A 12,623-nucleotide genomic window follows, 5' to 3' on the forward strand; every position below is an offset into this window, starting at 1 on the left:
CGGTTCGCCGTCGAAAATGCGGTAAGAAAAATGTTCGGGAGAGATCGTTGAGTTTCGAGGTCGTCTCGCAGGCGCGCTGCTTCGGCGGCACGCAATTCGTCTACCGTCATGCTTCCCGTGAAACCGGCACGCCGATGCGCGTTGCGGTTTACGTTCCGCCGCAGGCGAAAGACGCCAAGGTGCCGGTGGTGTGGTTCCTCTCCGGGCTCACCTGCACGGAGGAGAATTTTACCGTCAAGGCGGGCGCGCAGCGGGTGGCCTCGGAGCTCGGCCTGATCCTGATCGCGCCCGATACCAGCCCCCGCGGCGAGGGCGTGCCCGACGACCCGGAAGGCGCCTACGATCTCGGCCTCGGCGCGGGCTTCTACGTGGATGCGACGCAGGAGCCTTGGGCCAAGAATTATCGCATGCGCTCATACATCGAGCATGAGCTGCCGGAACTGATCGCCGAGAACCTGCCCGCCGACATGAGCCGGCAGGGCATCACGGGCCATTCCATGGGTGGGCATGGAGCGCTCACCATTGCGTTGCGCAATCCCGGACGCTTCAAGGCCGTCTCGGCCTTCGCGCCGATCGCGTCGCCCATGAACTGTCCCTGGGGCGAGAAAGCCCTGTCGAACTATATCGGCCCCGACCGTTCGGCTTGGTCCGAATACGATGCCTGCGCACTGATCGAGAGCGGCGCACGTGTGCCCGGCCTGCTGGTCGATCAGGGTACTGCCGACGGCTTCCTCGAGACCCAACTCAAGCCGCAATTGCTGCAGGCGTCCTGCGCCCAGGCCGGGATTCCGCTGAACCTGCGGATGCAGGACGGCTACGACCATTCCTACTTCTTCATCGCCACCTTCATCGAGGATCATCTGCGCTGGCATGCGGAGCGGCTCAGCCGTTGATGCTCAGGTCGCGAACAGGTCCGGACGCCGGAGCTGGAGCGCCTGTATGAGGGCTACGGTCTTGAGGTCCGCGACGGCGCCACGCTTCAGCATCCGGGCCAGCTTGTCGAGGGTGATCTCCAGAACCTCGATCTCCTCGTGCTCCTCGGCAAGGCCACCACCCTTGCCGACCCGGTCGGCGGCGGTGTAGGGCGCGAGAAAAAGGTGCAGGCGCTCCGTCGTCATCCCGGGGGCCGACCATGCGACGCCGACCGGCTCGAGCGCACCGAGGCGCAGGCCCGCCTCCTCCATGGCCTCGCGCCGGGCGCAGATTTCGGGCGTGTCTCCGTCGAGAAGTCCTGCGACTGCCTCCAGAAGATCCGCATGCCCCTCGGCAAGCATGACCGGCGCGCGGAACTGCCGGACCAGGATGACTCTGCGCGTCTCGGGATCGTAGGGCAGCACGACGGCGGCATCGGTACTGTTCAGCACCTCCCGCGCCATGAGCCGGCCGTCCGGCATCTGGACCGTCAGCCTGAAAAGCTTCCGCCAGCCTTCATAGATGGTTTCGATCTGCTTGATGCTGTAGCCTGCCACGCCGCGCTCTTTCCCGTTCCGCTCTCTTCCAACCCTAGGGGACAACCCACCGAACGCTCAAGGTATCCCGCCGTCCCGGTCGAAGCGGAGCGCGACCGTGAAGGACAATCAGGACCATCGGCGGATTTTGCATCGGCACCGCCTTATGCCAATGTGGCCGCCGTTCTCAGTTATTCGATGATTTCATGGCCGGTACACCCAAACATCGTCTGTCGCTCCGTGATGTCCTGACCGACGGACGCATCGCACTCATGCTGCCCTTAGGGTTTTCCTCCGGGCTTCCTTTCCTGCTCGTCTTCAGCACGCTGTCGGCCTGGCTGCGGGAGGCGGGGATCTCGCGGACCGAGATCGGCCTCCTGAGCTGGGTGGCGCTGGCCTATTCCTTCAAGTTTCTCTGGGCGCCGATCGTCGACCGCTACGATGCGCCGATCCTGTCCCGTCTGCTCGGCCGCCGGCGCGGATGGATGGCGCTGTCGCAGATCGTCGTGGCACTGGGCCTGATCGGCATCGCCTTCGGCGATCCGCAGTCCAGCCTGGGGCTGACCGTGGCCGCAGCCCTGCTCGTCGCCTTCGCATCGGCGACGCAGGATGTGGTTATCGACGGCTGGCGCATCGACGTCGCCGCCACCGAGCGGCAGGGCATGATGGCGGCCTCCTATCAGCTCGGCTATCGCCTGGCCTTGATCTGCGCCGGTGCGGGCGCGCTCTACATCGCGGAATTCGTGAACTGGCGCAGCGCTTACTGGACCATGGCGGCGCTGATGGCGGTCGGTCTCGTCGGCACCCTGCTCTCTCCGCGCGTGGATGAAAGCGCCGCACGCCAGCATCTGCCGTTCGCTGCAGCAGTTACCGAACCTCTCGCCGATCTGTTCCGGCGCAAGGGCCTGATGCTGATCCCGATCCTGGCGCTCATCGCGTGCTTCCGCCTGCCGGATTTCGTGGCCGGCGTCATGGCCAATCCGCTCTATATCGACCTCGGCTTCTCCAAGGCCGATATCGCCGAGGTCTCGAAGCTCTACGGCATCTGGGTCGGCATCATCGGTGCCTTCGCGGGCGGCCTGGCGCTTACGCGACTGGGCCTGTGGTGGACGCTGCTGATCGGCGCCGTCATCGCCGCCTCATCCAACCTGATGTTCGCCTGGCTCGCCGTCGAGGGCGCCGACAAGCTGCTGTTCATCCTTTCGATCAGCATCGACAATTTTGCAGCCGGTTTCGCCGGCTCGGCCCTCATCGCCTACATGTCGGGGCTGACATCGCCCGGCTTCGCCGCGTCGCAATACGCCTTGCTCAGCTCGCTCTATGCCCTGCCCGGCAAGCTCATCGGCGGCGCGTCGGGCGCGGTGGTGGACGCCTATGGCTATCCGCTTCTCTTCACCGCCACGGCCAGCATCGGCATCCCGCTAGTGATCCTGTGCTTCATCGTCAGGCGGGATACGATGCAGACGGTGAAGGAAAAGGACGAGGAGTTCGACGAGGCTGCCGCTGTCGGTGCGGGGTCGAGGGCCTGACTTCTCGCGTCATCCCGGACGAGCGAAGCGAGATCCGGGATCGTCTAGCGAGCCAAGCACTGTCATCCCGGCGAAGGCCGGAATCCATAACCGCGACCTTCGACCAGTTCGGCGCCGTCAGCGTTTCTGGTTTCCCGCCTGCGCGGGAATGACAGTGTTGAGATTCAAGCACCACATCCTGCTCGCGATCCCGGATCGGCTCGCGCCGTCCGGGATGACGTCTAATCGAGACTGCGTTTAAACCCAGCCGCCGTCAACGAGATAGGTCTGCGCCGACATGGCGCTGGACTCGTCCGAGCCGAGGAAGAGCGCAACATTGGCGATGTCCTGCGGGACGAGCTTGCGCTTCACGCATTGGCGCTTGAGCAGTTCCTTCTCGCTGTCCGGCGTCAGCCAGAGATCGATCTGGCGCTGGGTCATGATCCAGCCCGGCACCAGGCAGTTGACGCGGATGTTCTTCGGCCCGAGCTCGCGCGCAAGCGCCCGGGTGAGGCCGACCGAAGCGGATTTCGCGGTCTTGTAGGCCGCAAAGGAATCGTCGCTCACCATGTAGCTCGTCGAGCCCATGTTGATGATCGAGCCGCCGCCCGCCTTCTCCATGTCCGGCAGCACGGCCTGCGCCGCGAAGAACTGATGGTCGAGATTGGTGGCTAAGCGCTCGCGCCAATATTCCGGCGTGACCTGATCGATGGTGTGGCGGTCGTCGCGTGCCGCATTGTTGACGAGAATCGTGATCGGGCCGAGCGCATCGCTCGCGCGCCGGATCGCCGCCTGAAAGGCGGGGATATCGCGCACGTCGCTGTGCTCGAAATGCACGCGCTCGCCGAGCTCCTTCGCCAGGGCCTGGCCGGCCTCGGCATTGTAGTCGAGGACGGCAACCTTGCTGCCCTGCGCATGGAAGGAACGCGCGATGCTCTCGCCGATGCCGCTCGCGCCGCCGGTGATGAGAGCACTCTTGCCCTTGAGGGAGCCGTAAATCGTCTGGGTCATGGTCTCTTACTCATTCTGAAAGAGGAATGTCGCGCTCTGGCCGAGGCTCAGCGAAGATCTGGAATCATCAGCAGATTATAGCCCTGTCATCCCGCGAAAGCGGGGATCCATATCCGCTGACGAAACAGAACGAAACTGTCCCACACTGAGAGGCTTTATTGGCAACGTTGTGGTACTGGATTCCCGCCTTCGCGGGAATGACAGTAGAGGCTCATGCATACTTTCTGCTAACGCTTCGTCCAGGAGGACGCAACGACAATCAGCTCGCGCCCGGTCCCGGCGTGGCACCCGGCGGGCATTTGCCGAGGATGATCATGCCGAGCACCTCGTCCTGCGTCACGTCCTGCACGTTGGCCGAGCCCACGAGCTTGCCGTTCTTCATCACGCTCACCCGGTCGGCAAGGCCGAAGACGTCGTGGATGTCGTGGCTGATGAGGAAGATGCCGATGCCCTCCTTCTTCAGCTGTAACACGAGATCGGCGACCTGCTGCGTCTCGGCGGGGCCGAGCGCCGCCGTCGGCTCGTCCATGATGAGCACGCGGGCGTTGAAGTAGATCGCGCGCGCGATCGCCACCGATTGCCGCTGGCCGCCGGAGAGCGCCTTCACCGGCTCCTTGAAACGGCGGAAGTGCGGATTGAGGCGGGCCATGACCTTGCGGGTTTCGGATTCCATCGTCGCATCGTCGAGGGTGCCGTAGGACGTGAGAACTTCTCTCCCTAGGAAGATGTTGCCGGCAGCGTCGATGTTGTCGGCGAGCGCGAGGGTCTGATAGATCGTCTCGATGCCGTAGCGCTTGGCATCGCGCGGCGTCGAGATGTCGGCATGCTCGCCGTTGACAAAGATCTCGCCCGCATCCGGTCTGAAGGCGCCGGAGAGGATCTTGATCAGCGTCGATTTTCCTGCGCCGTTATGGCCGAGCAGGCCGACCACCTCGCCGGGACGCAGATCGACGGAGACGCCGTCCACGGCCTTGATGCCGCCGAAGGCGATGGAGATGTTGCGCATCTCGACGAGAGGCGCCGTTTCATTCGTTGGCATGATGCACTTGTCCTACTTGATGCGGCGGCGATAGAGGCTGTCGACCCAGACCGCCAGCACGAGCACCGCGCCGACAACGATGTTCTGCAAGGGCGTGTCGACGCCGAGCAGCACCATGCCCGATTGCAGCGACTGCATGACGAGGGCGCCGAGCATCGCACCCGCGATGGTACCGATGCCGCCGGCGAGCGACGTGCCACCGATCACGGCGGAGGCGATCACGTAAAGCTCGTCGAGAGTGCCGGCGGCATTCGTTGCCGCATTCAAACGCGCGGTCGAGATGCAGGCGGAGATGCCGCAGAGCAGGCCCATGAGGCCGAACACCTTCATCAACGTCCAGCGGGTGTTGATGCCAGACAGCTCCGCAGCCTCGGGATTTCCGCCGATGGCGAAGACATAGCGGCCGAAGCGGCGGCGCGTGGCGATGAAGGTCATCGCCAGACCGACGACGACCGCGATCAGCACCGGCAGCGCCACGCCGTGTGGAATGAACAGGCCGCCTTCGGGCCAGGCGATGCCGTTAGCCTCCGCCCAGCGGCGCGCCGTGCCGGCAGGCAGCGGATAGGCATTGGCGATGGCGGCGGCTCCGAGCACGGCAACGCAGGAAATGCCGGCGATGACCGCATCGGCCCAGCCGGGACGCACCGGGAAGCCAAAACGCAGCCGGCGGCGGCGGGCGAGGCCCAGGGCGACGATGATGCCGCCGCAGGCGATTGCCGCGATGACCCAGGTGGCGGTGGCGCCGAGCGCGCCCTCGACGCCGCCGCCGAAGGCCTTGAAGCGTGTATCCATGGGCGCGATGGTCTGGCCCGTCGTGACCCACCAGGCCGCGCCGCGCCACACCAGCAGACCGCCGAGGGTGACGATGAAGGAGGGAATGCCGAGATAGGCGATGAGCCAGCCCTGGAACAGGCCGATGAGCCCGCCGATGGTGACGGCGATGAGCACGGCGAGCGGTGCCGTCATCCAATGCTCCAGGCCGAGATAAGCCGGCAGCCACTGCACCTGCGCGACGCCGATGATCATGCCCACCACGCCGAGGATGGCGCCGACCGAGAGATCGATGTTGCGCGTGACGATGACAAGCACCATGCCGGTCGCCATGATCGCGACCGAGGCCGTCTGGACCGACAGGTTCCAGAGGTTGCGCGGCGTGAGAAACACACCGCCGGAGAGAATGTCGAAGCCGATCCAGATGACGGCGAGCGCCGCGAGCATGCCGAGCATGCGCACATCGATCTCGAGCTTCGACAGGAGCGAGCCGGAAGCGGCGCTCGGCGGCGGGGCAGTCGTGGCAACAGGTGCGGTCATGGAATGGCTCGTTGTGCAAAAGTGTCATTCCGGGGCCGCGAAGCGGAGCCCGGAATCCATAACCGCTGACGGTTCAGAAAGGGGCGGCACATTTACCGCCCCTCTTGAAATGTAGTGTTTATGGATTCCGGGCTCGCGCCATCGGCGCGCCCCGGAATGACAAGGTAGGAGTTAGTTGCAGGCCTTCACGGAGCCTGCCTTCACGCCCTGGCAGACCACGTCCTTCGAGGCCCAGCCGGCATTGATGACCACGTCGAGATTGTCCTTCGTGATCGCGACCGGCGTGAGGAAGAGAGCGGTCATGTTCTGCTTCTTCGGGCCGAGGTTCCACGGCTTCGCGCCCTGGATCTCGGCGAGCTTCTTGCCGCCTGCGAGCTGCACGGCGATTTCCGCGGCGTTGCGACCGAGTTCGCGCGCATCCTTGAAGACCGTCACACTCTGCGTGCCGAGGGCGACACGGTTCAGCGCCGCCTTGTCGGCGTCCTGGCCCGAGACCGGCACGGAGCCCGCGAGGCCCTGTGCCGCAAGAGCCGCGATGGCGCCGCCCGCGGTGCCGTCATTGGCGGCGATCACCGCATCGATCTTGTTGTTGTTCTTGGTGAGGAACTGCTCCATGTTCCGCTGCGCATTGGCCGGGAGCCAGCCGTCGGTATAGGCCTCGCCGACATTCTTGATCTTGCCGGAATCGATGGCGCCTTTGAGCACTTCCATCGAGCCCTGGAACAGGAAGTTGGCGTTCGGATCGGAGCCCGAACCCTTGATGAAGGCATAGTTGCCCTCGGGCTTCAGTTTGAACACGTCACGGGCCTGCAGGCGGCCGACCTCGACATTGTCGAAGGTGAGATAGAAGACCTGCGGGATCTCGATCAGACGGTCATAGCCGACCACCGGGATGCCTTCGGCGATCGCCTTCTCGACAGCCGGGCGCACCGCATCCGCATCCTGCGCCAGCACGACCAGCGCCTTGGCGCCGCGGGAGATCAGGCTCTCGATATCGGTGAGCTGCTTTGAGGGCGAGGACTGGGCGTCTGCAGAGACATAGGTCCCGCCGGCCTTCTCGACGGCGGCCTTGATAGCGGCTTCGTCGGTCTTCCAGCGCTCTTCTTGGAAATTCGACCAGCTGACGCCGACCACCGGACCCTTGGCCTGGGCGAAGGCGGCGGTCGCGGACAATGCCAGAGCGGCAAGGCTGATCAGGGCATGTTTCTTCGATAGCATCGGTTCCCTCCTGAACGCCTTGCCTCACAAGGCGTCGTGCTTATGGCGAGGTGTCGGATCCGGACGGATCGACGGACGTGGCTCAACCTGCCATGCGTTATTTTTCGAGCGCGGAAATAATTATCGGAGCCGTTTGGGGGTTCAAGCACCATTCGTCTAATATTTTGGTCTGATATCCCCATTCTTTGGAATTGTTTTATTCATAGATCGAATAAAGTGAAGCCATGACCACGTTGCCCCTGTCTCCCCGCGAAACCGCCCGCCGGCGCTTGCTCGATGCCCTGCGCCGCGAAGGCCCCATGGCGCGGGTGGAGATCGGCCAGCATCTCGGCATGAGCCCGGCCAGCGTTTCGGAACTCACCGCGAGCCTGCTCGACGAGGGGATCCTGGTCACCGAGGACGCGGCCGATCAGGCCTCAGGGCTGATCCGGGGGCGGCCCAAGACGCGCCTGTTCTTTGCCGACACCCTCGGCTCGGTCGTCGGCGTCTGGACCGGGTTCAACCGCATCGAGCTCCGGCTCGTCGACAGCGCCGGGCGCAACCGGGCGAGCCGCCATATCGAGCGCCCCCTGCGCAGTCTCGGCGCCGACGAGCTGATGGACGTGCTCGCGGAAACGATCGCCGTCTTCGCGCAGGATTCAGGTGCTGCGGACGTGAAGGCGATAGGCCTCGCCTGCCAGGGCTATGTGGACACGAAGGACGGAATCGTCGCCTGGAGCCCGGTGCTCGGCACCCGCGATCTTCCCCTTGCTTCCGGCCTCGGCGAGCGGCTCGGCAAGCCGGTGCTGATCGAGAACGACGCCAGCGCCATGGCCTTCGCCATCACGCAGAGGCATGCGGAGCTGCGCTTAGGGAGAACCGCCTGCCTCATGGTCGGCGACGGCGTCGGCCTCGGCTTCCTGATCCAGGGCGAGCTCTATCGCGGCGCGCGCTTCGGCGGCAGCGAGTTCGGCCATGTGCGCCTGCGCCGGAGCGGGCCGCAATGCCGCTGCGGCGGGCGCGGCTGCATCGAGGCCTATCTCGCCGATTACGCCCTGCACCGGGACGCGCAGCTCATCGACCATCGCCCAGCCCCGACCCTGCTGCTGCCGAGCGAGGACGCCATGGTCTCCATCGTGGCCCAGGCCCGCGCGGGCGATCCCGCCCTCATCAACCTGTTCCACGCAGCGGGCGAGGTGCTCGGCGATGCGGTCGGCATCCTGATCCAGACGCTGGAGCCCGACCACATCGTGCTCTGCGGCCCCGGCACCCGCGCCATGGACCTGTTGCGCCCCTCCTTCGAAGCCGCGCTCGAATCGCAGACCATTCCGGAGCTGCGGGCGCTCGCGGCGATCCATGTGGTGGAATCCTCCATGGACCTTCTGACGGAGGGCGTCGTCATGCAGGCCCTGCGCGAACTCGATCTCGATCTCGCGCGCCTGAAGGCGGCGTGATCACGGCTTGCGGAAAACGCCGCCAAAACGAAGAGGCCGCCCGGCTTGCACCGAGCGGCCCGTTGTCGTTTCGTCACTCGATCAGATGACGAAGAAGTCGCTGTAGGTCAGCTTGAGGTTCTTGTTCAGGGTCGCAATCTTGATCTGCGCCTTCGAGCCGGTGCCGTCCTGGTCGTAGTAGAGCGCGCCCGTCTTCTTGTCGTAGACGACCCGATCCTCCCGATCCTTGGCCTTGTTGTTGATCACGAACATGTCCGAGTTGAACTTCTTCGGCTTCGAGGCGGTACCGGATCCGAGCTTGGTGAAGTACTTGTTGTCCAGGTGGAAGCTGTCGTCACGGACGTTGAAGTCCATGATGCGGTCGACATTCGTGCTCTTGTTGGGCTTGGTGTCGAACACGAAGATGTCCTTGCCCGCACCGCCGGTCAAGAAGTCGTTGCCGAGGCCGCCATAGATCTTGTTGGCGCCGGCATTGCCGATGATCGTGTTGGCGAAGTTGCTGCCCGTGAGGATCAGCCCGGCCGCGCCGGTGGCATACAGATACTCGACCTCGGTCCCGGCGCCCATGTTGAAGTTGACGCTGGCATAGACCGTGTCGATGCCGCCGCCGGCGGCTTCGACCACGGAATCGCCGGCATCGTTGACGTAGTAGACATCGTTGCCGACCCCGCCGTTCATGGCATCGATGCCGGTGCCGCCATCGAGAATGTCGTTGCCTGCATCGCCAAAGAGAGCGTCGATGCCGGCGCCGCCGAAGAGCGCGTCGTCACCCGCGCCGCCGAAGAGCCCATCGTTGCCGCCGAGGCCATAAAGAGTGTCGTTGCCGCCGAGGCCCTCGAGCCTGTTGCCGGTATCGTTGCCGTTCAGCACGTTATCGGTCTCGCTGCCGGTCAAGGTGTTGTTGAGCGTGCTGACGTCGAGGATGATGTTCTCGATATTGGCGAAGTCATTGCCCGTCACGACGAAGTCGCTGGTGATCACAACGGTATCGGTGCCTTGGCCTGCATGCTCGACGATGCGATCGCCGGCCGTGACATAATAGGTGTCGCTGCCGATCCCGCCCTCCAACCTGTCGGCGCCCGCTCCGCCGTTCAGCCCGTCGTTGCCGCCTTCGCCCTTGAGATGGTTGGCGACTCCGTTGCCGGTCAGCGAGTCGCCGAAGGCCGAGCCGATCAGGCCTTCGATGCTGGTGAAGCTGTCTCCAGCCGCTTCGCCTGTTCCTGCAGGCTGGACGGCCAAGCCCAAATTCACTGTCACGCCAGCGGTTGCGCTAGCATAGCTCGCGAAGTCGAAGGCAAGACCGCCAACGAGTTGATCCTCTCCAAGACCACCCTGCAAGATGTTGTTGCCGTCAAATGCACGGAGCTGATCGTTTCCGGCGCCACCGATGAGGGTTGTGTCGAACTCGGAGCCGACGAGGGTATCGTCGAAGTTGGAGCCGATCAGACCTTCGATTATAAGGGCTGGATCATCGCTAAAATATGTATCTCCCTGCGCATAGGCGCCGGTGTTGCTCGCCGCATCATGGAGATCCGCCCGGACAGGACCAGTCGCATCGGCGTAGGAAGCAAAATCGGCCCCCTCTCCGCCGACGAGATTATCGGCTCCCAATCCACCCTGGAGGATGTCGTTGCCGGCATCGCCGCTAAGGGCGTCAGCGAGGTTGCCGCCGACAAGCGAGTCGTTGCCGGCTTTGCCGAGGAAGCTGTTGACCTCGTCGGCATAGCCCCGGATCGTGTCGTGCCCCTGGGAGCCGATGAAGGCCTCGATGCCGCTATAGCTGTCGCCCCTTGCCTCTCCTTGGTTGTTGTCCGTATTGGTGAGATCAATGACGACGCCGGCATTGGTGAACTCGTAGGTAACAGTGTCCCAGCCGGTGTCATTGCCGCCTTCGAACACGTCGCTGCCGAGACCGCCATAGAGGGTGTCCGAGCCATTGCCACCGTTGAGCGTGTCGTCGCCGTCAAAGCCCTTCAGCAGGTCATCGCCGTGGTTCCCCCAAAGGGTGTTCGCCGCGCCGTTGCCTTCGATCAGGTCAGCGTGCTCTGATCCGTCGACAGCTTCGATGCCGCTGAAGGAATCGCCCTCCGCCTCGCCGCCGGTGCTGGCCTTGCCGTTGTGCAGATAGACCTGCACGCCGGCGGTGGAGCGGTAATAGGTAACTTTGTCCTTCGTCCCGGCATCGGCGGGATCCGCTCCACCGAAGAATCTGTCCGCTCCCATACCGCCTTCAAAAAAGTCATTGCCGGCGCCGCCCACAAGGAGGTCGTCGTCTGCACCGCCGATGAGATTGTCATCTCCGTCGCCGCCATAGAGCTTGTCATCACCGCCATTGCCGCGGAGTTCGTCACCGTCATATTCGGTGCCGACGTAGATGTCGTCGAACGCGGAGCCGTCAACGGTGACTTTGACAATGCGGGGATCGACGATCGTATGCGCAATGGAGTTCTTGGAGGGATCGTACCATGAGAGCGAGACGCGGCCGTCCTTCATCTCGGTGATGGTCGGCGTGTATTGCTGCCCTTGCCCGGTGGATCCGCGATTGATCCGCGTTGGGAATGTCACGATGCTGGCAGGATCGCTTTCCGGAAGGCTTGGGTCGATGATCTTCAGGAAAATATCGCCGTTGTCGGCGGGTGTCTGCACCGTGGCTGAGTAGATGACCGCGATGCGGCCACCCGTCAGGGCAACGGCGTGAACGTAATCGCCCTCTTTCATTCCCTCGTTCGAAACTGTGAAGGACTTATCGAGGGTACCGTTCGCATGGTAGATATATGTTCGGATAGACTCGGCGTTTTGAACCGTGACGGCATAGGAACCGGTCAATTGCCCGTTGGCATCCTTGAGGGCAATCACATCGGCATCGCTTCCGGTAATGATCAATTTATTCGCTGTGGGTACAGGGTTGGTCGCGTTCAAGTCGATCAACTTGGCCCTGACCGAGTTGGTCCCGCCGCCAATCGCATAGCTGACGAGGAACTTGCCTCCGCCGAGTTCGGTTACGTCGACGTTTCCGACGCCGACCTCGTTCGGGACAACCGAGAATGCTCTTTGAACACCGTCACGGTTATGGACAAACAAGGAGATTGCGCTGCCCCTGTCGAAGACAGTCACATAACTGTTATTGCCGTTACGAGCCATGGCGGGAGCATCAGCGTTGTCGATGGACAGTTCTGACGCGAGGTTATCTGTGGCAAGAGCATTTCCATTAAGGTCGAAGAATCGGGTGGTTATTGCGAACGAGCCAGGGGCATCGCCTTGAGAGGAGTTCCACGAAATCGCAAATTCCCCGCTAACTGGATCCACTGCGATATCGGCGATGTTATGGTCCCGCGCGTCCTCTGCCACGATTGTGGGGCCACCAACCTTCGTGCCCAAGCCGTCATAGCGCTGAAAATAGATCTTTTTGGTATCACGCCAGACGACCACATAGCCGCCGTTCGGAAGCGAGGCGACTATCTCGCGGTCGACACCCGAACCGGTCGCGAGGTTACTCTCCGTATTCCAAAACTTCAGCGTCATACCCTATCTCCCTGCAACTTCCCCGCGAGTGTCGCGAACCTTGTTGAGAATCACTCAATTTCATTTGAGATAACGTTACGTATAGCGCAGCGCAAGGCTATACTGTTGACAAACTTCTTTGGCATGAGAGCAA

Annotated in this window: 9 protein-coding genes; 3 read left to right on the forward strand and 6 right to left on the reverse strand. The window is 63.3% G+C overall.

What is annotated here, in order from left to right:
• Positions 1-47: 47 nt before the first annotated feature.
• On the forward strand, positions 48-893 hold the full coding sequence (fghA, locus tag BB934_RS11175) for an S-formylglutathione hydrolase (RefSeq protein ID WP_099509700.1): 846 nt from the start codon (positions 48-50) through the stop codon (positions 891-893).
• 3 nt (positions 894-896) lie between these two features.
• Here fghA and BB934_RS11180 read toward each other — a convergent pair whose 3' ends face one another.
• Positions 897-1,469 (reverse strand): NUDIX domain-containing protein, encoded by a 573-nt coding sequence (locus BB934_RS11180; RefSeq protein ID WP_269467695.1) that lies wholly within the window; start codon positions 1,467-1,469, stop codon positions 897-899.
• A gap of 185 nt (positions 1,470-1,654) precedes the next feature.
• On the opposite strand from BB934_RS11180, the gene BB934_RS11185 reads away from it, so the two are divergent.
• On the forward strand, positions 1,655-2,977 hold the full coding sequence (locus tag BB934_RS11185) for an AmpG family muropeptide MFS transporter (protein WP_237050250.1): 1,323 nt from the start codon (positions 1,655-1,657) through the stop codon (positions 2,975-2,977).
• A 237-nt stretch (positions 2,978-3,214) separates the two neighbouring features.
• On the opposite strand, the gene BB934_RS11190 is transcribed toward BB934_RS11185, so the two are convergent.
• The 4 genes from BB934_RS11190 to xylF all read right to left on the reverse strand — a co-directional run bounded on the left by BB934_RS11190 (position 3,215) and on the right by xylF (position 7,535).
• On the reverse strand, positions 3,215-3,967 hold the full coding sequence (locus tag BB934_RS11190; RefSeq protein WP_099509701.1) for an SDR family NAD(P)-dependent oxidoreductase: 753 nt from the start codon (positions 3,965-3,967) through the stop codon (positions 3,215-3,217).
• Positions 3,968-4,226: 259 nt separating this feature from the next.
• Positions 4,227-5,006, reverse strand: a complete 780-nt coding sequence (locus BB934_RS11195) for an ATP-binding cassette domain-containing protein (protein ID WP_099509702.1) — start codon at positions 5,004-5,006, stop codon at positions 4,227-4,229.
• 12 nt (positions 5,007-5,018) lie between these two features.
• Positions 5,019-6,317, reverse strand: a complete 1,299-nt coding sequence (locus BB934_RS11200) for a sugar ABC transporter permease (RefSeq protein ID WP_099509703.1) — start codon at positions 6,315-6,317, stop codon at positions 5,019-5,021.
• A gap of 171 nt (positions 6,318-6,488) precedes the next feature.
• A complete protein-coding gene (gene xylF / locus BB934_RS11205; protein WP_099509704.1) occupies positions 6,489-7,535 on the reverse strand; it encodes a D-xylose ABC transporter substrate-binding protein in 1,047 nt (348 codons plus the stop codon).
• A 224-nt stretch (positions 7,536-7,759) separates the two neighbouring features.
• Here xylF and BB934_RS11210 point away from each other — a divergent pair, with 224 nt between their 5' ends.
• Entirely contained in the window at positions 7,760-8,968 is a 1,209-nt protein-coding gene (locus BB934_RS11210; RefSeq protein ID WP_099509705.1) for an ROK family transcriptional regulator, read from the forward strand.
• An 81-nt stretch (positions 8,969-9,049) separates the two neighbouring features.
• Here BB934_RS11210 and BB934_RS50420 read toward each other — a convergent pair whose 3' ends face one another.
• Positions 9,050-12,490 carry a calcium-binding protein gene (locus BB934_RS50420; RefSeq protein WP_099509706.1) on the reverse strand — a complete coding sequence of 1,147 codons (3,441 nt, stop codon included), beginning with the start codon at positions 12,488-12,490 and terminating at the stop codon, positions 9,050-9,052.
• Between the last annotated feature and the right edge of the window lie 133 nt (positions 12,491-12,623).

This window comes from Microvirga ossetica (assembly GCF_002741015.1).
Taxonomy (GTDB): domain Bacteria; phylum Pseudomonadota; class Alphaproteobacteria; order Rhizobiales; family Beijerinckiaceae; genus Microvirga; species Microvirga ossetica.